Below are 19,118 nucleotides of genomic sequence, written 5' to 3'. Positions count from 1 at the left end.
GATCAGCTCACTTCGTGGGGCGCGGCGGGGCGGTGGCGTACGGGGTGCCGTGCTCCGTCGGCGTGTCCGGCGCGCGGGGGCAGCGGGCGCACCATGCGGACGGCGTCCGGTCCGTAGCCGGGGACGGGGGCTGTCCCGGGGGCGGCGGTGAAGCCGTGGGCCACCCAGAAGGGGTGGCTGGCGCCGACGGCGATCAGGGAGAGCTGGTCGTAGCCGTGCGCGGTGGCCGTCAGCCGCTCCAGCAGCAGTCCGGCCAGTCCGCGGCGGCGGTGCGGCGGGGCGATGACGAGGTCGTGGAGGTGGAGGTTGCGGGAGGCGAAGGCGCGGTCCTCGGCACGGGTGAGCCGGGGGTGGGCGTGGGGCGGGTAGGGCAGGGCCAGCAGATAGCCCGCGAAGCGGCCGCCGGTCTCGGCGACGAAGCAGGTCGCCGGGGAGACACGGGCCCGGGACCGGAGGGCGGCGCGGCCCTCGGACAGGCCGAGGGGGGTGTAGGTGTCCGCCTCCAGGGCCGTCACGGCGTCCCAGTCGCCGTCGGCGAGTTGCCGTATCCGCACGTCAGGACACATCTGCCGACTGCCTTTCGGGGACCTTCGCGCCGTCGTCGGTGACGCAGGTGTACGGGAGCGGGTCGAAGCCGTTGAACTGGCGGGTCATGTAGCTGAGGGCGTACGCGCCGCTGGAGAGGATCCAGACGGGATCGCCGGAGGCGGCGTCCGCCGGGACGGGGACGGGGTGGCCGGACGAGAAGGCGTCGTCGCTGTCGCAGGTGGGTCCGGCGACGACGGCGGGCACGGTGGGGCTGCCGGAACGGGTGGGGAAGACCAGGCGGTACTGCACGGCGTCCATCTCGTAGAGCCCGTTGAACTTGCCGCAGCTGAGGTAGAGCCAGTGGCGGGGTGTGCCGTCGGGGGCGCGGCGGGTGGCGAGGCGGCTGACGTGGGCGCGGATGGCGCCGTGGTCGGCGACGAGGTGGCGGCCCGGTTCGATACGGAAGTCCAGCGGGCGGGCGGCGGCGTCGGAGAGGTGCCGCATGCCCTCGCGCAGGACGGCGAAGATCTTGTCGAGCGGCGGGTCGAGGTCGCGTCCGTGCCGGTCACGGTAGCCGAGTGCGGGCAGTCCGCCGCCGAGGTTGAGGTGGTCGGGGGTGATGCCGCGGCGGCGCAGGGCGGTGAGGACGGCGACGAGGCGGTCGAGTGCGGTGCGCCAGGCGCCGGCGGTCATCTGCTGCGAGCCGACGTGGACGGAGAGTCCGGCGGGGGTCAGTCCGGTGTCCCGGGCGGTTTCCAGGACGGCCACGGCGTCCTCGGCGGAGCAGCCGTTCTTGCCGGTCAGGCCCCACAGGGCGCCGTCGCCGTCGGTGGCGAGGCGGCAGAAGACGCGGGCGCCGGGGGCGTGGGCGGCGAGGGCGGCGACGTCCTCGGTGTTGTCGGTGGCGAAGTCGGTGATGCCCAGGCGGTGTGCGCGGGCGATGTCGTGGTCGGATTTGACGGTGTTGCCGTAGTGGATGCGGACGGGCGGGACGCCGGCGGCGAGCGCCTGGGTGATCTCGCGGGGGCTCGCCGCGTCGACGCCCGCGCCGCGCCGGGCGAGGCGGGTCAGGACCTCGTCGGCGGGGCACGCCTTCAGGGCGAACCGGACATCGGCGCCGGGCAGTTCACGGATCAGCGCCTCGTAGCGCTCCTCGATGCCGGTGAGGTCGAGCAGGAGGCGGTCGTCGTCGGTGGCGGCGAGGGCGGTGCGCAGCCGGGGGCCGGGGCCGGTCATCCGCGCCCCCGGTCCGGGCGGGGTACGGCGGTCGCCGCGCTCGCCGCGACGAGGGGCTGCCACACCTCGGTGAGCAGGGCGAAGTCCTCGATGTCGCGGCGGGCTTCGTCGAGCAGCCGGGCGCGGTGGGTGACGAGGTGGTCGGCGACCTTGGCGTAGCGCCCGCCGAGGCGGCGGTAGCAGCGGTCGAGGACGGTGAGCCGGCGCCGGTTCTCCGCCGGGTCGAGGTGGGCGCTCTCCCGGGCGAAGAGGGCGATGTCGGCGGCGCGTACCCGGTCGTCCGCGTCGAGCAGGGCGGCTCCGGCGTATGCCATCCGGTCGTAGAGGTGGTGGAGGTACAGCATGGAGAGGAGGAATTTCACGAACCGCAGTTGGTAGGCGAGGAATCCGGCGTCGGTGCGGCGCTCCTTCGTGTAGTAGTTGACGATGTGGCGGTTGTGCAGCACGCCGGGGAGGGTGGCGCTGCGGGCGAGGTGGAAGAGGAGATAGTCGCTGCCGATGGTGTCGGTGGCCGGGGGCAGCGGGACGTCTTCCTGAATGCGGTGGAAGCCGATGTTGCACATGTCGACGTCCATGGGATCGACGAGTTCCAGAGAGGAACGGTCGCCGGTGAAAGGCGCGGTTCCGGCGCCGCGGAAGGAGACGTCCGCCAATTCCTTCTTCTCTTCCGCGGACCAGTTTTCGGGGGCCCACAGTCCGACGATTTCCCGGTAGGTCTCGGGGTCGGTGGCGAGGATTTCCCCGATGTCGACGGAGAGTTCGCCGACGAAGGAGGCGCCGGCCATCACCACGGGTTTACCGGCGTGCACGGCGCCGAGGGCGTTCTCGGTGACGGCGCCGGCCGCGTCGCGGGCGGGTCTGCCGAGGGTGAGCAGTTCGTGGTGGATCGGGTACACCGGCTCGCCGTGGTGGGTCTGGTAGCGGCTGTCGGAGTCCCGGCGGTGGACGGAGCGGCAGCCGAGGGCGGCGGCGAGGAGGAAGGCGCGGTTGGTGCAGGCGCCGTAGGAGAGCCGGCCGGGGAGCATCAGGTCGAGCAGCAGCTCGGGTTTGGCCAGTCCGGCGCGGGCGATGGCGCGCCGCAGGAAGTCGCGTTGGGCGGCTTCGTCGAGGTGGTGGACGGTGACGTGGGCACCGGCGGCGGCGCGTGCCGCGCGGGCGTGGCGGGCGCGGTCCGGTGCGTCCGCGGAGTCGAGGATCAGCAGGTCGACCTCGACGCCGAAGTGCGCGGCGGCGTAGGCGGCTTCCTCGCCGAGCGCGGTGAGGGTCGCGGCGCATTCCCGGTTGGTGGGAAGGGTCAGACAGATGCGGTCCATGCCCCGTCTCCGGTCGGCTGTGCGGTGGGTTCGGCGTGCCAGGTTTCGAGGCCCAGCAGTTTGGCGCCGAGCGGATTGAGCGTGGCCCGGCCGTAGCGGAGGGATTCGTGCCGGAACACGTCGCCCAGCAGCGTCGCGTTCCATTCCGGGGTCCGCAGGTGGCGCCAGGATTCGATACGGGAGCGGCGCAATTCCTCGTGGGATTCGAGGGCGGGCATCATCGAGAGGTATTGCACCGCGCGGACGCTGCCGTCGGAGGCGTTCGGGGCGACGCCGTGTGCGAGTGCGCCGTTCCAGATCAGCAGGTCACCGGCGCGCAATTCGGGGCGTACGACGGGAATTTCGGCCGGGTCGATATGCGGCCTTATGGGGTCGCGGCCCGGTGGCTGGAAGGCTTTCCAGCGGTCGAAGTCGCGGAAGAGTTCCGGGGCGCACTGGAATCCGCCGGTGGCGGGGTCGGTGTCGTTCAGGGCGATGATTCCCTGGACGCGCTGGGGCAGGACGCCGAGGGAGGTGTCGATGTCCCAGTGGAGCGTGATGTCGAATCCCCGGTCGGTGGCGGGGATCAGCGCGCGGTCGCGGTTGTTGATGTTGGGCGGGTTGAGGTTGAGGCGGTCCAGCGTGACCCACAGCTCCTCGCAGTCCCAGACGTCGGTGAACGCGTCGTAGACCCGCTGCGTCTGCCGGCTGTCCCACAGCAGCTGGTGGTGGTACGCCTCGACGAAGCCGTAGACGTGCAGTTCGCGGTCGAGGTCGGAGCGGTAGGGACGGTCCTGGTACCAGGTGTCGGGGCGGGCGGGGTCGAGGCCCTGGAACTCCCAGGCGAAGTCGAGGAGCCGGGCCGCCGCGGCGGCGGGGACGGCCTCGCGGACGATGACGTATCCGTAGGTCTGCCAGTGGGCGAAGTCGGCCTCCGACAGCACCCGCAGCGGGCGGGTCTTGGTGAGGTCGCGCAGCGGGGTGCGGGCCAGGTAGGTGTCGGCGTCCGCGCTGAAGTACGGGACGGCGGAAGGTGCTCGGTACAGGTGGCCGGGGGCCGGCATGGGTGCACTCCAAAGCTCGAAGGTCCGGTGGCCGCGGGGCCGTTTCCCGGGTGCGCCGCGCCGGGCCCGGTGGGGCGGGCGGCGGGTGCGGGAGTTGCCGGACGGGCGCGTCGGTGGCGGTGGGGGGCCGCGCGGGGCGCGGCGGCACGGACGGCCGTCGGTCGGGAGGGATGCGCGTACGGGAGGAGTCGGTGCGGGTGGTGACGGGGGCGGCGGGCGCTCGCCCGTCACCGTCAGGACGGTGGTCGCCAGGCGGGTGAAGTGCCGGGGCGGGGCGCCGTGCGGCGCACCGTTCCGGGAGGGGGCGGCCCTTCCCGGCAGCGGCGGCGGGTGTGCCGCGCTGCCCGGGGCGGGTCACAACTGCCCCTTGCTTCACTCGCGTCACACCAAAGTGGACTAGACCACGGCGGCTGTCAACACTCGTCCCGTATTCGGCACAGCATCAACGACCGGCGGATGAACGGCTGTTGAGCCTCGCCCCGTAGGGGCGCCGGGTGGCGGCGGGGTGGACGACCGGGAAACGGGGGCGGCACGGAGGTGGCCGTCGGGTCCGGCAGCGGGCATCCTTGACAGCGGCAATTGGTACAGGCCAATATCCATTGGCCTGTACCAATGAAGACCGTGGCGATGTGTCGGCACTACCCGGAAGGCCGGTCGATGTCCTCCACCATGCACAGCAAGGAACTGCGGCGGCTCGCCCTCTCCGTCCTCCAGCCCGGGTTCACCGGCACCGTGGCGCCGCCGTGGATCCTGCGCGCCATCGCCGAGGGACTCTCCTCCGTGGTGCTCTTCACCCGGAACATCACCAGCGGGGAGCAGGTGGCGCAGCTCGCGGCGCAACTACGCGCGGAGAACCCCGAGTTGATCATCGCCATCGACGAGGAGGCCGGTGACGTCACCCGGCTGGAGGCGGCGACCGGCGCCACCCGGCCCGGCAACTTCGCGCTCGGCGCCGTCGACGACACCGAGCTGACCGAGGCCGTCGCCCGGGACCTCGGACGCCAGCTGCACGCCGCCGGGGTCAGCCTGGACTACGCGCCCAGCGTCGACGTCAACTCCAACCCCGACAACCCCATCATCGGCGTCCGGTCGTTCGGGGTGGACCCCAAGGTCGTCTCCCGGCACGCCTCCTCGTGGGTGCGCGGGCTCCAGTCCGCCGGGGTCGCCGCGTGCGCCAAGCACTTCCCCGGCCACGGCGACGTCGCCGTCGACTCCCACCACGGGCTGCCCCGTTACGACGCGAGTGCCGAGGAGATCGCGGCGCAGGCGCTGCCGCCGTTCCGCGCCGCCCTCGACGCGGGCGTCCGCGCCGTCATGAGCGCCCACCTCCTCGTCCCCGCCTACGACGGGGAGGCGCCCGCCACGCTCAGCCGCCGGATCCTGATCGATCTGCTCCGCGGGGAGCTGGGCTTCGACGGGCTGATCGTCACCGACGCCATCGAGATGGGCGCCGTCACCGGTCTCTACGGCATCGACGGCGCCGCCGTGCGGGCGATCACCGCGGGCGCCGACGCGCTCTGCGTCGGCGGGGAGAACGCCGGGGAGGACACCGCCGAGCTGCTGGTCGGCGCGTTGGTCGCCGCCGCGTCCGCGGGGACGCTGCCGCCGGAGCGGCTGGCCGAGGCGGCCGAGCGGGTCGGCGGGTTCGCCCGCTGGTCGGCCGCGCTGCGCCGCTCGGTGCCCGCCGATCCGGTCAGCCGCGACATCGGGTTCGTCGCCGCGCGGCGCGCCCTGCGGATCAGCGGCGCTGGCGACGGGGTGCTGCCGCTGGCCGCCCCCGCGCACGTGGTGGAGCTGGTGCCGTCCACCAACCTCGCGGTCGGCAACGTCACGCCGTGGGGCGTCGCCGCGCCGCTGCGCGAGCGGCTGCCCGGCACCACGTCCGTACGGATCCCCCGCCACGAGGTGACCGGCCGTCCCGGGGTGCTGGAGGAGCGGGCGCTGACCCCGGCCGCCGGGCGGCCGCTGGTCGTGGTGGTGCGCGACGCCGCCCGGCACGGCTGGATGGCCGACGCGCTCGCCTCCCTCGTGACGGCGCGGCCGGACGCGGTCGTGGTGGAGATGGGGCTGCCCGGGACGGAGATCCCCGGCGCGGTGCGGCTCTTCACGCACGGGGCGACGGCCGCCTCCGGCGTCGCCGCGGCGGAGGCCCTGGCCGGCCCCCGCTGACCCGGCGCCGGCCGGAGCACGGCCGGACCCGGGCCCTTCGAACCGCGGGACGCGACCTGGCCGGGCGCGGCCCGGCGGAGTGCGGGGCGGCGGCGCGTCCGCCGTCCCGCACCTGGGTGAGCCCCTGGGGCAGCGCCGTCAGCCGTCCGCCGGCAGCGGGACGCCCGCGCGGGGGACGACGACCGGCGCCCCGTCGCCCGGGGCCCGCAGGATGTCGGCGTCCACCCCGTACACCTCCTTGACCAGCGCGGCGTCCACGATCTCGGACGGGGCGCCCTGGGCGACGACGCGGCCGTCCTTCATCGCGACGACGGTGTCGGCGTAGCGGGCGGCGGCGGCCAGATCGTGCAGGACCATCACGACGGTGCGGCCGGCGGCGGCCACCTCGCGGACGAGGGTGAGGACGTCGACGGCGTGGCCGAGGTCGAGGGCGCTGGTGGGTTCGTCAAGCAGGACGACGGGGGTGTGCTGGGCCAGGACCATCGCCAGCCAGCAGCGTTGGCGCTGGCCGCCGGAGAGCCGGTCGAGGCGTTCGGCGGCGAGCGCGGTGGTGCCGGTCGCGTCCAGCGCGGCGCGGACGGCCGCCTCGTCCTCGCGTGACCACTGGCGCAGCAGCCCCTGGTGGGGGTGGCGCCCGTAGCGGACGAGTCCGGCGACGGTGACCGCCTCGGGGGCGCGGGGCGACTGCGGCAGCAGGGCGACGCGGTGGGCGGCGCGGCGGCGGCCGAGGGCCCAGAGGTCGGCGCCGCCGGCGTGCACGGTGCCGGCGTCCGGGGCGTGCAGCCGGGCGGCGGCGCGCAACAGGGTGGACTTGCCGCAGCCGTTGGGGCCCACGACCGCGGCGACCTGTCCGGCGGGCACGGTGAGGGAGACGTCCCGTACGACGGGGCGGCCGGGGTATCCGGCGTGCAGGTCGCGTATCTCCAGGCCGGGGGTGCGGGTCGGCCGGTCGGTCATGGCGGATCAGTCCTTTCGGGCGGGGCGGTCCGCGCGGAAGAGGACCCAGAGCAGGAAGGGGCCGCCGAGGGCGCTGGTGACGACACCGACGGGCAGTTCGACGGGGGCGGCGACACGGCCGAGCGCGTCGGCGGCGACGACGAGGGCGGCGCCGGTCAGCGCCGAGCAGACCACCGGGACGCGGGTCGGCCCGGCCATCCGCCGGGCGAGGACGGGCGCGGCGAGACCCACGAAGGCGAGGGGCCCGCCGACGCCGACCGCGACCCCGGCCAGCGCCACGGCCAGGGCGAGGGCGGCGGCCCGCACCCGGCGCGGTTCGACGCCGAGGGCGGCGGCCATGTCGTCGTCGAAGCGGAGCAGTTGCAGCCGGTGCCCGGAGGCGAGGGCGAGCGGGACGAGGACGAGGAGGGCGGTCAGCAGCGGGGTACCGGCGCTCCAGTCGCGGCCGTTGAGGCTGCCGACGGCCCAGAGGAAGACGCCGCCCGCGGTGTTGTCGTTCTCCCGGGACATCAGCAGGTCGCTGACGGCTCCGACGGTGGTGGAGACGCCGATGCCGACGACGAGGACGCGGTAGCCGGCGGTGCCCGCGCCGCCCGCGCAGAGGACGACGGCACCGGCGGCGGCGACCGCGCCGAGGGGGCCGAGCCACCAGTCGCCGACCATGCCGGTGGTCGATCCGGCCGCGGCGGCGACGACCGCGGCGGTCGCTCCCTCGTTGACGCCGATCAGGTCGGGGGTGGCGAGGCGGTTGCCGGCGAGGGTCTGGGTGAGGCAGCCGGATACGCCGAGCGCGGCGCCCACCATGAGGCCCACCAGGACACGCGGCAGCCGGAAGTCCCGGACGACCATGACCGTTCCGGCGTCGCCGGTGCCCAGCAGCCCGCCGAGCGTCCGCGACAGGCTCATCCCCGTCGAACTCGCCGTCACCGACAGGGCGACGAGTACGGCGAGCAGCGGGACGAGGAGCGCCGCCGCCAGCGCGCCGCGGCGCGGGAAGAGCCAGGAGAGGGTGCCGGTGCGCAGCACGGTGGTGTCCGGCAGTTCGATCCCGGGACGCGGGGCTCCGGTGCGCGGGGCCGTGGTGTGCGGAGCGCTCATGCGGAGGCTCCGGCGGTGCTCAGCCGGGAGGAGCGGGCGATCCAGATGAGCAGCGGGCCGCCGACGAAGGCGAGCAGCACGCTGACCGGTGTCTCCCAGGGGCGGATGATCACCCGGGCGAGGATGTCGGCGAGGAGCATGACGGCGGCGGCGACCAGTGCGGAGAGGGCGAGTTGGGCGGTGAGGCGTGGCCCGGCGACGGCGCGCGCGACGTACGGCGCGAGCAGCCCGAGGAAGGCGATCGGTCCGGCGACGGCGACCGCGCAGCCGACGAGGAGGGAGACGGCGGCGGCCACCACGAGGCGGACGCGGCCCGGGTGGTGGCCGAGCGAGCGGGCGCTGTCGTCGCCGAGACCGAGCGCCGACAGCGGGCGGGCGCAGCCGAACGCGAGGAGCAGCCCGCCGCCCGCCGGGACGAGCAGCGGCAGCAGGTCGGCGCTCTCCACCCCGGCGAGCGAACCGATCGTCCAGTAGCGGTAGGTGTCGAACGTCGCCTGGGTGCCGAGCAGGACGTACGAGGTCAGGCCGTGGCAGGTGGCGCCGATGGCGGTGCCGGTGAGGACGAGGCGGAGCGGGGAGCCGGCGGTGCGGCCGGACGCGGCGAGCAGCAGCACCACGGCGCTGGCGGCCAGTCCGCCGGCGAGGGCCCAGCCCATCAGGGCGGTGGGTGAGGCGGCGCCGAAGAAGGTGAGGCCGAGGACGACGGCGAAGGCGGCGCCGGAGTTGACGCCGAGCAGTCCGGTTTCGGCCAGTGGGTTGCGGGTGACCGCCTGGAGCAGGCAGCCGGAGACGCCGAGGCAGCAGCCGACGAAGACGGCGGCGAGGGTCCGCGGCAGCCGTACGTCCAGCACCGCGAGCCGCAGTTGGGCGTCCGCGCGGGCGACGGGGTCGCCGGTGAGGAAGTGCCAGGCGCCGCAGGCGGAGCTGCTGCCTGTGCCGATGACCAGCGAAAGGACGGTCAGGACCAGCAGTGCGGCGGTGAGTGCGAGCGCGGTGCGGCGAACGGGGCGGCGGTCCGGTTCCAGGGGCCGTCCCGCGTGCTCCCCGGCGCCGTCCGGCGGCCCCTCTTGCACGATCAACATAAGGTTAGCCTAACCTAAATAAGCCGCTCCGGGTTCTTTGCGGGGCGGTCCGCCGCATGCCCGAAAGCGGACGAACACGCCGTACCCGTACGCCGCGTACCGCTCGGCACCGGCACTTTTCCGCCGCTGACGCACCCTTACGGAGACCCAGGCCATGGCGCCCACCCCCACCCGCAGACCCCTCTCCGGCCCCGGCCGCACCACCGCCGCCGTCGCCGCGCTCGCCGCCTGCGCGCTCACCCTGACCGCCTGCGGCTCCGAGGACACCGGGTCCGGCGGCGGCAAGAGCCGCGGCGTCGAGGTGACCGACGCGACCGGCACCGCCGTCTCCGTACCCGCCGCCCCGAAGCGCGTGGTCGCGCTCAGCGAGATGGACCTGGACGCGGCCCTCACCCTCGGCGCCCGGCCCGTCGGCCTCACCGCGGGCCGCGGCCAGCAGGGCGCCCCCGCCTACCTCGCCGCGAAGGCGAAGGGGATACCCGTCGTCGGCGCCGTGACCGGGCCCGACATCGAGAAGGTCGTCCAGGCGAAGCCGGACGTCATCCTCGCCGGACAACTCGCCGACAAGCAGGTCCTGGGGCAGCTGCGCACCATCGCCCCGACCGTCGTGACCATCGGCGCCGACAAGAACTGGCGCAAGGCCCTGGAGCTGACCGGCAAGGCGCTGGGCCGGACCAACCAGGCGGAGAAGTTCCTCGACGACTACGACGGCAAGGTGGCCGCTCTCAAGAAGGACCTCGGCGACCGCGCCGGCGCCTCCGTCTCGGTGGCCCGCTACTCCGCCAAGGGCACCGCCGTCATGCAGCAGGGCGTCTTCATCGGCGACGTCCTGAACGACCTCGGCTTCCAGCGGCCGGGCATCCAGGCACAGCCGGGCAAGGGCCACTCCACCCCGCTCAGCGAGGAGAACCTCAAGGAGATCGACGCCGACTGGCTGTTCATCGGCACCCTCGACCCGGGCAGCTCCCAGGCGTCGCTGCTGACGAAGCTGACCGGCAAGCCCGCCTACCGCCGGCTGAACGCGGTCCGCGACCACCACGCCACCGTCATCGACGGCTCCAAGTGGACCAGCCTGGGCGGCCCGCAGGCCGCCGTCTCGGTCCTCGACGACATCCGCGAGGCGATGGTGAAGTGAGCGCCGCACCCGAACGCCCCGCACCCGTGGACCCCGGATCCCGAGCCCCCGCACCCGAACTCGACGGCCGCCTCGCCCTCGTGACGGGCGCCGGGCGGGGCATCGGCGCCGCCGTCACCACCGCCCTCGCGGCCCGCGGCGCCCGCGTCGTCGCCACCGACCTGACCCCCGGCGAACTCCCCGAGGAGACCCGGCCGTACGCGGCGCGGATCGTCCGCCGCACGCTGGACGTCACCGACTCGGCGGCCGTCGACGCGCTGGTCGGCGAGGTCGAGGAGACCGTCGGACCGCTCGACATCGCCGTCAGCGTCGCGGGCGTGCTGCGCACCGCGCCGGTCAGCGAGTTGACGGACGCGGAGTGGGCGGCGACGTTCGCCGTCAACACCGACGGCGTCATGCACGTCTCGCGGGCCACCGCCCGCCGGATGACCGCCCGGGGCCGCGGCAGCGTCGTCACCGTCGCCTCCAACGCGGCGGGCATCCCGCGTGCCGGGATGGCGGCGTACGCCGCGTCGAAGGCGGCCGCGGTGATGTTCACCAAGTGCCTGGGGCTGGAGGTCGCCGCGCACGGCGTGCGCTGCAACACCGTCTCGCCCGGCTCGACCCTCACCGCCATGCAGCGCGCCATGTGGTCGGCGTCCGGCCAGGACGCCGAGGCCGCCGCCCGCCGCGTCATCGAGGGTGACCTCACCGCGCACCGCACCGGTATCCCGCTGGGCCGGATCGCCGACCCGTCCGACATCGCCGAGGCCGTCGCTTTCCTGGTGTCCGACCGCGCCCGCCACATCACCCTGCACGACCTGTACGTGGACGGCGGCGCCACACTCCGCGCCTGACCGCCGCCCCGGCCCCGGCACCCCTTTCGTCCCTCCCCTCCTGGAGTCCGCCATGCCCGCTTCCCTGAGCGCGCCCGCCTCGCCCGTGGTCATCCCGGGCGAGGCCACCGCCCTGCTCGACGCCTACCGCGCCGGCAGAGACCGCTTCCTCGGCACACCCCGCCACACCCTGCTGGGGCGCGGCACCCTCGCCGACGTACCCCACGACTCCGGACCGGTGTATCTGCGGGTCCGCGAGACGCTGCGGCAGCGGCGGGCCGCGGGCGACGCGGCGCCGGTCGTCGTGGGCGCGCTGCCGTTCGCGCCGGACGGGGCGCCCGCGCTGGCCGTGCCCGCGTCCGTGGCGTGGGCGCCACCGCTGCGCCAGGACCCGCTGATCGCACTGCCCGCACCCGAGGCGGAGCAGACCGGCGGCTGGGAGATACGGGAGGTGCCGGAGCCCGGGGTGTACGGCGCGGCCGTCGCGGCGGCCGTGGCGCGGATGCGAGCCGGGGAGTTCGACAAGGTCGTTCTGGCCCGCACCCTGGAGATGACGTCCCGTCAGCCGCTGGAGTTGCCCGCGATGGTGCGGCGGCTGGCGCGGCGCGACCCGTCGGGCTACACCTTCGCCGTCCCCAGCGGGCCCGGCCGCACCCTCGTCGGCGCCAGCCCCGAACTCCTCGTCGCCCGCACCGGCGGTCGGCTGACCGCCAACCCGCTCGCCGGGTCCGCCCCGCGCAGCGCCGACCTCGCCGAGGACGTCCAGCGCGCCGCCGCCCTGCTGGAATCCCCCAAGGACCTGCACGAACACGCCGTCGTGGTGGACGCGGTCCGCGCCGCGCTGGCGCCGTACTGCACCCGCCTGGAGGTGCCCGAGCGGCCCACCCTGGTGCGGACGGCGGCGATGTGGCACCTGTCGACGACCGTCACCGGTGACCTCGCCGACCCCGACGTGTGCGCGCTTCAGCTGGCGTCCGCGCTCCACCCGACGCCCGCGGTGTGCGGCACCCCGACGCCGGTGGCGCGCGAGGTGATCGTCGCGTCGGAGCCGTTCGACCGGGGCCCGTACACCGGCATGGTCGGCTGGCAGGACGCGGACGGTGACGGCGAGTGGGTCGTGACGATCCGCTGCGCGGAGGCCGAGGGCCGCGGTCTGCGGCTCTTCGCGGGCGCGGGCGTGGTCGCCGGGTCCTCCCCGGAGGCGGAGACCGCCGAGACCGGCGCGAAGTTCGCCACCTTCCTCAGCGCCGTGGGAGCCGCCCTGTGACCACGCCGCCCGCCACCACCCCGGGACTCGACTCGCCGACCTGGCCGGAGGAGTTCGCGGCCCGCTACCGCGCGGCCGGTCACTGGCGCGGGGAGACCTTCGGCGCCGTGCTGCGCGAGCGCGCCGCCGCGCACCCGGACCGCACCGCGCTGATCGACCCGGCGCCGGAGCGCCGCACCTGGACCTACCGCGAACTGGACGAGGCCGCCGACCGGATGGCCGCCGGCTTCGCCGCCCGCGGCATCACCAAGGGCGACCGGGTCGTCGTCCAGCTCCCGAACGTCGGGGAGTTCCTGATCGTCGTCTTCGCGCTGTTCCGCCTCGGCGCGCTGCCGGTGTACGCGCTCCCGGCCCACCGGGACACCGAGATCGGCTACTTCTGCGCCTTCACGGAGGCGGTCGCGTACGTCATTCCCGACCGGCACGCGGGCTACGACCACCGGGAACTCGCCTCGCGGGTCAAGGGGCAGGCTCCGGCGCTGCGGCACGTCTTCGTCGCCGGGGAGCCGGGCGGGCACACCGCGCTCGCCGACGTACCGTGCGAGCCGACCGGTCCGCTCGACGGGCCCGAACCACACGAGCTGGCCTTCCTCCAGCTGTCCGGCGGCACCACCGGCGTGCCCAAGCTCATCCCGCGCACCCACGACGACTACGGCTACTCACTGCGGGGCTCCAACGAGATCTGCGGTGTCGGCTCCGCCACCCGCTTCCTCGTCACGCTGCCGGCCGCGCACAACTTCCCGATGTCGTCGCCCGGTTGGCTGGGCGTGCTGTACGCGGGCGGCACGGTGGTGCTCTGTCCGCGGCCCGATCCGGCGACCGCGTTCCCGCTCATCGCGCGGGAGCGGATCACCATGACGGGGCTGGTGCCGCCGCTGGCGCTGGTGTGGACGGAGGCGGGGCCGGAATCGGCGCACGACCTGTCCAGCCTGGAGCTGGTGCTCGTGGGTGGCGCGAAGTTCTCGGTGGCCGCCGCCCGGCGCCTAGCGCCGGCGCTGGGCTGCCGGCTGATGCAGGTCTTCGGGATGGCCGAGGGGCTGGTCAACTACACCCGGCTGGACGACGATCCGGAGACCGTCGTCACCACCCAGGGCCGGCCGATCTCCCCGGACGACGAGATCCGGGTGGTGGACGACGCCGACGAGCCCGTCCCCGACGGGGAGCCGGGCCATCTGCTGACCCGCGGCCCGTACACCATCCGCGGCTACTGGCGCGCCCCGGAGCACAACGCGCGGGCCTTCACCGCGGACGGTTTCTACCGCACCGGCGACCTCGTGCGCCGCACCCCGACCGGGCACCTCGTCGTCGAGGGCCGGGCGAAGGACCAGATCAACCGGGGTGGCGAGAAGATCGCGCCGGAGGAGATCGAGAACATCGTCCTGGGCCACCCGGACGTCCACGACGTGTCCGTGGTCGCCGTCCCCGACGCCTGTCTCGGCGAGCGGACGCTGGCGTACGTGATCCCCCGCGCGGGCGCCGGGCCGCTGAAACCGGTCGCGATCAGACGGCACGTCCGGCAGGCGGGCGTCGCCGACCACAAGGTCCCCGACCTCGTGACGTTCGTGGACGCCTTCCCGCAGACCGGCATCGGCAAGGTCAGCAAGAACGGTCTGCGCTCCGCCGCGACCCCCACCGAGCAGCACTGAGAGGCCCGCCCGACATGGCCCTTCCCGCCATCGCCCCCTATCCGCTCCCGACCCCGGACGAGCTGCCCGGCAACCGGGTCGCCTGGCGCGTCGACCCGGCGCGCGCCGTGGTCCTCGTCCACGACCTCCAGCAGCACTTCCTCGGCGCGTACCCGGCCGGTCAGCAGCCGCTGACCGGGATGCTCGCCAACACCGCGCGGCTGCTGCCCGCCTTCCGCGCGCGCGGCGTGCCCGTCGTCTACTCCACCCAGCGCGGCGGTCAGACGCCCGAGGAGCGCGGGCTCCAGCTGGACTTCTGGGGGCCGGGCGTCGCCGACGACCCGGCGAAGCTCGCCGTCCCGGACGAGGTCGCGCCCGAGCCGGGCGACACCGTCCTGACCAAGTGGAAGTACAGCGCCTTCGTCCGCACCGACCTTCAGCGGCTGCTGCGCGACACCGGGCGCGATCAGCTGGTGATCGTCGGGGTGTACGCGCACATCGGCGTGGTGATGACCGCGTGCGACGCGTGGATGCGCGACATCCGGGCGTTCGTCGTCGCCGACGCCGTCGCGGATTTCTCCCGCGCCGACCACGACGCGGCCCTGCGGTGGGCCGCCGGCCGCTGCGCGGCCGTGACCTGCACCGACGCCCTTCTTGAGGAGATCTGAGCATGGCCTTGACCCTTCAGGCACTCCGCGCCGACGTCGCCGACGCCCTCGGCGAGGACCCGGCGGACATCCCCCTCGACGAGAACCTTCTCGACTTCGGCCTGGACTCGGTCCGCATCATGGCGCTGCTGGAGCGCTGGCGCCGCGACCACGGTGTGGACGCGGGCTTCGCCGACCTCGCCGAAGCGCCCGCCCTTGAGGCGTGGGCACCGCTGCTGGGGATCGGATGACCACCCCGCGGGCCGAAGCCGCCCCGCCGAAGACGGCCGAAGGGACCCCCCTGCCGCTGACCGCCGCCCAGTCGGGCATGTGGTATGCGCAGGCCCTCGACCCGCTCAGCCCGGCGCAGAACACCGCCGAGTGCCTGGAGATCGCCGGGCCGCTCGATCCCGAGGTGTTCGCCGCCGCGCTGCGCCACGTCACCGCCGAGACCGACGCGCTGCGCGTCCGTGTCACCGACACCCCGGACGGGCCGCGCCAGCGCCTGCTGGCCGAGACCGAACCGCCGCTGTCCGTCCACGATCTGCGCGAGGTGCCCGACCCCGGCGCGGCGGCCGAGGCGTGGATGCGCGCCGATCTGGCGAAGCCGTGCGACCTGGCGGCCGGACCGCCGTTCGGGCACGCGCTCTTCCGCACCGGCGAACAGCGGTGGCTGTGGTACCAGCGCATCCACCATCTCGTCATGGACGGCTACGGCTACTCGCTGCTGGTGCGCCGCACCGCCGAGGTGTACTCCGCGCTGGTCCGGGGCGCGGAACCGGGCCCGCGCGCCTTCGGAACGCTCGCCGCTCTCGTCGCGCAGGACGCCGAGTACCGCGCGTCCGGGGCGTACGCCGCCGACCGCGACCACTGGCGGACCGCGTTCGCCGACCGCCCGGAGGCGCCCCGGCTCGCCGGGCGTGGCGCGCTGCCCTCCCGCACCTTCCTGCGCAGCACCGCCTACCTCTCCCCCCAGGACACCGAGCGGCTGCGGGAGCTGGCCGCCGGGCTCCGCGCGACCTGGCCTGACGTGCTCGTCGCCGCGCAGGCGCTGTACACCTCCCGCGCCTGCGACCGCACCGATGTGGTCCTCGGACTGCCGATGATGGGGCGTCTGGGCTCGGTGGCGCTGCGGGTGCCGGGCATGGTGATGAACGTGCTGCCGCTGCGGCTGACCGTCACCCCCGGTGCGACCTTCGCGCAGTTGGTGCGGCAGGTGGTCCTCGCCGTCCGCGAGGCCCGCCGCCACCAGCGCTACCGCTACGAGGACATCCGCCGCGACCTGGGGCTGCTCGGTGAGGCGCGGGGCCTGGTCGGGCCGCTGGTCAACGTCATGCCGTTCGACTACGGCGCCGAGTTCGCGGGCGCCCCGGCGCGGGCCCGCAACCTCTGTGCCGGTCCCGTCGACGATCTGACCGTCAACATCTACGACCGCGCCGACGGCCGTGGCCTGCGCATCGACCACGACGGCAACCCGGCGCTGTACGACGCCGACGCGCTCGCCGTCCATCAGGAACGCTTCCTGAAACTTCTGGAACGGCTCACCGCCACCGATCCGCACCGGCCGCTCGCCGCCCACACCATCGCCACGCCCGCCGAACACGCGCTGGTGACCGACGAGTTCAACCGCACCGCGCACCCGGTGCCGCCGACCACCCTGATCGGTCCGATCGAGGCGCAGGCCGCCCGCACCCCGGACGCCACCGCGCTCCTCTTCGGCGACACCGCCCTGACGTACGGGCAGCTCGACGCCCGCGCCAACCGGCTCGCCCACCACCTCCAGCGCCTCGGCGCGGGCCCCGGCGAACTGGTCGCGGTCTGTGTGCCGCGCTCGGCGGAGCTGGTGGTGGCGCTGCTCGCGGTCCTCAAGGCGGGCGCCGCGTATCTGCCGCTCGACCCGGAATACCCGGAGCGGCGGCTGGCGTTCATGCTCCAGGACGCGGCGCCGGTCTGCGCCGTCACCGACCGCGCCGGGCGGCTGCCGTCCGGCACCGGGACACCGCCGGTCGCCCTCGACACCCTCGACGTCTCCGGGTACCCGCCGGTCACCCCGGGGCGGGCGCTCACCCCGGCGCACCCGGCGTACGTCATCCACACCTCCGGCTCCACCGGCCGTCCCAAGGGTGTGGTGGTCTCGCACGGGGCGATCGACAACCGGCTGCGGTGGATGCAGCACGCCCATCCGCTCGGCGCGGCCGACCGGGTCCTGCAGAAGACCCCGTCCTCCTTCGACGTGTCCGTCTGGGAATTCTTCTGGCCGCTGCGCCAGGGCGCGGCGCTGGTCGTCGCGGAGCCCGGCGTGCACAAGGACCCGGACCGGCTGGCCCGGCTGATCACCGAACGGTCCGTCACCACCTGCCATTTCGTCCCGTCGATGCTCCAGGTCTTCCTGGCGGCGCCGCGGGCGGCCGGCTGCGCGTCGCTGCGGCAGGTCTTCGCCAGCGGCGAGGCGCTGCCCCGCGAGACGGCGACGCTCTTCGCCCGCACCCTGCCGGGCGCCGCGCTGCACAACCTCTACGGACCGACGGAGGCGGCGGTCGACGTCTCGTACCACGCCTGCGCGGCGGACGGTGACGGTCCGGTGCCGATCGGCCGACCGGTGTGGAACACCCGGCTGTACGTCCTGGACGCGGCCCGGCAGCCCTGCCCGCCCGGTGTGCCCGGCGAACTCTTCCTCGCCGGGCGGCAGCTGGCCGACGGCTACCTGAACCGTCCGGAGCTGACCGCGGAGCGCTTCGTCGCCGATCCGTTCGGGGCACCCGGCGCGCGGATGTACCGCACCGGCGACCTGGCACGCTGGAGCGCGGCGGGCGAGGTGGAGTACCTGGGCCGCACCGACCACCAGGTCAAACTGCGCGGCCAGCGCATCGAACTCGGCGAGATCGATGCGGCGCTGACGGCCCGCCCGGGGGTGGACGGCGCCTGCGCGCTGGTCCACCGGGACGCGGCGGGCGAGCAGCGGCTCATCGGCTACGTGACGGGCGCAGCCGACCCGGCGGCCGTCCGCGCGGAGCTGGCCACGGTGTTGCCCGAGCACATGGTCCCGGCGGCGGTCGTCGCGCTCGACGCGTTCCCGCTGGCCCCGAACGGCAAGCTGGACCGGGCGGCGCTGCCCGCGCCGGTGTTCGGCGGCGGCGCGGCCCGCCGCCCGGCGAACGCGCGGGAGGCGACGGTGACCCGGCTCTTCGCCGAGGTCCTGGGCGTCCCAAAAACCGGCCCTGACGACGCCTTCTTCGACCTCGGCGGCACCTCGCTGCTCGCGGTCCGGCTGATCGCCCGGATCCGCGAGGAGTGCGGTACGGAGCTGACCATCGGCTCGCTCTTCGAGGCACCGACCCCGGCGGCCCTCGCCGCACGGCTGGCGACCGCGGCGCCCGCCGCCGGGGACGCGCTCGGCACCGTCCTGCCGCTGCGCATCGGGGGCGACCGCCCGCCGCTCTTCGCCTTCCACCCGGCGGGCGGTCTGGCCTGGTGCTACGCGGGTCTGTCCGCGCGGCTCGGCCCCGGCAGGCCGCTGTACGGCATCCAGGCCCCCGGTCTGCTCGACGACGGGCCGCTCCCGCCGGACCTGGAGACGCAGGCCGCCGGGTACGTCCGTGAGCTGCGGGCGGTGCGGCCGCACGGCCCGTACCTGCTGCTGGGCTGGTCGGTCGGGGGGATCCTGGCGCACACCGTGGCGGTGCTGCTCCAGGAGGCGGGCGAGGAGGTCGAGTTGCTGGCGCTGCTCGACGCGTTCCCGGCCGAGCAGTGGCGCGAGCGGCCCGCGCCGGAGGAGGGCGACGCGCTCACCGCCGTCCTGCGGATGGCCGGTTTCGACCGGACCGGCGAACGCAGCCGTGAGGACGTGCTGGCCACGCTCCGCGAGGCGGGCAGTCCGCTGGCCGGGCTGGGCGACCGCGCCCTGTCCCGGATCGTCGACATCGTGCCGCACCACGCCCGGCTGATGCGCGCCCACCGGCACCGCCGCTTCGACGGCGACGTCCTGTTCTTCACGGCGGCGGCGCCGCGCGCGGAGGACTGGCTGACCCGCGAGGCGTGGCGCCCGCACGTCTCGGGCCGGATCGTCAACCACGATCTGGACTGCACCCACCCGCAGTTGATGCGCGAGGAGCGGCTGGACGCCGTCGCCGCCGTCCTCGCGCCGTATCTGGCGGGCGGTGCCGGGTGAGGGCCGAGGGCCCCGCGTCGCCGGGCCCCGCAGGC

Annotated in this window: 15 protein-coding genes; 8 read left to right on the top strand and 7 right to left on the bottom strand. The window is 74.9% G+C overall.

Features of this window, described 5'->3' with window-relative positions; translation table 11 throughout:
• Positions 1-2: 2 nt before the first annotated feature.
• The 4 genes from ACZ4M8_RS11185 to ACZ4M8_RS11170 are packed head-to-tail and all read right to left on the bottom strand — an operon-like array spanning position 3 to position 4,120.
• Positions 3-566 (bottom strand): GNAT family N-acetyltransferase, encoded by a 564-nt coding sequence (locus ACZ4M8_RS11185; RefSeq protein ID WP_467605646.1) that lies wholly within the window; start codon positions 564-566, stop codon positions 3-5.
• The gene (locus ACZ4M8_RS11180) at positions 556-1,764 is read right to left on the bottom strand and encodes a type III PLP-dependent enzyme domain-containing protein (RefSeq protein ID WP_467605643.1); all 1,209 of its coding nucleotides are present in this window, start codon (positions 1,762-1,764) and stop codon (positions 556-558) included. The genes ACZ4M8_RS11185 and ACZ4M8_RS11180 overlap by 11 nt, the downstream gene beginning before the upstream one ends.
• Positions 1,761-3,077, bottom strand: coding sequence for a DUF6271 family protein (locus tag ACZ4M8_RS11175; protein WP_467605641.1), 1,317 nt, complete (start codon positions 3,075-3,077; stop codon positions 1,761-1,763). The genes ACZ4M8_RS11180 and ACZ4M8_RS11175 overlap by 4 nt, the downstream gene beginning before the upstream one ends.
• A complete protein-coding gene (locus ACZ4M8_RS11170; protein WP_467605639.1) occupies positions 3,059-4,120 on the bottom strand; it encodes a phytanoyl-CoA dioxygenase family protein in 1,062 nt (353 codons plus the stop codon). Before ACZ4M8_RS11170 ends, ACZ4M8_RS11175 begins: the two co-directional genes overlap by 19 nt.
• A gap of 657 nt (positions 4,121-4,777) precedes the next feature.
• Here ACZ4M8_RS11170 and ACZ4M8_RS11165 point away from each other — a divergent pair.
• On the top strand, positions 4,778-6,289 hold the full coding sequence (locus tag ACZ4M8_RS11165) for a glycoside hydrolase family 3 protein (protein WP_467605637.1): 1,512 nt from the start codon (positions 4,778-4,780) through the stop codon (positions 6,287-6,289).
• Between the two features lie 138 nt (positions 6,290-6,427).
• Here the strand turns inward: ACZ4M8_RS11165 and ACZ4M8_RS11160 are convergent, their stop codons facing one another.
• From ACZ4M8_RS11160 to ACZ4M8_RS11150, 3 genes are read right to left on the bottom strand one after another with little or no spacing between them, the layout of a single operon-like run.
• Positions 6,428-7,246: an ABC transporter ATP-binding protein gene (locus ACZ4M8_RS11160; RefSeq protein WP_467605636.1), complete on the bottom strand. Its 819-nt coding sequence runs from the start codon at positions 7,244-7,246 to the stop codon at positions 6,428-6,430.
• A gap of 6 nt (positions 7,247-7,252) precedes the next feature.
• Positions 7,253-8,344 (bottom strand): FecCD family ABC transporter permease, encoded by a 1,092-nt coding sequence (locus ACZ4M8_RS11155; RefSeq protein WP_467605635.1) that lies wholly within the window; start codon positions 8,342-8,344, stop codon positions 7,253-7,255.
• Positions 8,341-9,426: a FecCD family ABC transporter permease gene (locus ACZ4M8_RS11150; RefSeq protein ID WP_467605632.1), complete on the bottom strand. Its 1,086-nt coding sequence runs from the start codon at positions 9,424-9,426 to the stop codon at positions 8,341-8,343. The genes ACZ4M8_RS11155 and ACZ4M8_RS11150 overlap by 4 nt, the downstream gene beginning before the upstream one ends.
• A 154-nt stretch (positions 9,427-9,580) precedes the next feature.
• Between ACZ4M8_RS11150 and ACZ4M8_RS11145 the strand changes: the two genes are divergently transcribed.
• Genes ACZ4M8_RS11145 through ACZ4M8_RS11115 form a run of 7 tightly spaced genes read left to right on the top strand, consistent with a single transcriptional unit; the run spans position 9,581 to position 19,083 of the window.
• Entirely contained in the window at positions 9,581-10,561 is a 981-nt protein-coding gene (locus ACZ4M8_RS11145; protein WP_467605631.1) for an ABC transporter substrate-binding protein, read from the top strand.
• Complete coding sequence (locus ACZ4M8_RS11140; RefSeq protein ID WP_467605630.1) at positions 10,558-11,397, top strand: 2,3-dihydro-2,3-dihydroxybenzoate dehydrogenase; 840 nt, start codon at positions 10,558-10,560, stop codon at positions 11,395-11,397. The genes ACZ4M8_RS11145 and ACZ4M8_RS11140 overlap by 4 nt, the downstream gene beginning before the upstream one ends.
• 52 nt (positions 11,398-11,449) lie before the next feature.
• The gene (locus tag ACZ4M8_RS11135) at positions 11,450-12,643 is read left to right on the top strand and encodes an isochorismate synthase (RefSeq protein ID WP_467605628.1); all 1,194 of its coding nucleotides are present in this window, start codon (positions 11,450-11,452) and stop codon (positions 12,641-12,643) included.
• On the top strand, positions 12,640-14,289 hold the full coding sequence (locus ACZ4M8_RS11130) for a (2,3-dihydroxybenzoyl)adenylate synthase (protein ID WP_467605626.1): 1,650 nt from the start codon (positions 12,640-12,642) through the stop codon (positions 14,287-14,289). Before ACZ4M8_RS11135 ends, ACZ4M8_RS11130 begins: the two co-directional genes overlap by 4 nt.
• A gap of 14 nt (positions 14,290-14,303) precedes the next feature.
• The gene (locus ACZ4M8_RS11125) at positions 14,304-14,936 is read left to right on the top strand and encodes an isochorismatase family protein (RefSeq protein WP_467605624.1); all 633 of its coding nucleotides are present in this window, start codon (positions 14,304-14,306) and stop codon (positions 14,934-14,936) included.
• 2 nt (positions 14,937-14,938) lie between these two features.
• Complete coding sequence (locus tag ACZ4M8_RS11120; RefSeq protein WP_467605621.1) at positions 14,939-15,166, top strand: phosphopantetheine-binding protein; 228 nt, start codon at positions 14,939-14,941, stop codon at positions 15,164-15,166.
• The gene (locus ACZ4M8_RS11115; RefSeq protein ID WP_467605618.1) at positions 15,163-19,083 is read left to right on the top strand and encodes an amino acid adenylation domain-containing protein; all 3,921 of its coding nucleotides are present in this window, start codon (positions 15,163-15,165) and stop codon (positions 19,081-19,083) included. The genes ACZ4M8_RS11120 and ACZ4M8_RS11115 overlap by 4 nt, the downstream gene beginning before the upstream one ends.
• Positions 19,084-19,118 lie beyond the last annotated feature (35 nt).

This window comes from Streptomyces sp. NPDC027185 (genome assembly GCF_055567035.1).
The sequence above is the reverse complement of the archived record's forward strand: the minus strand, read 5'-3'. Positions and strand labels throughout refer to the sequence as shown.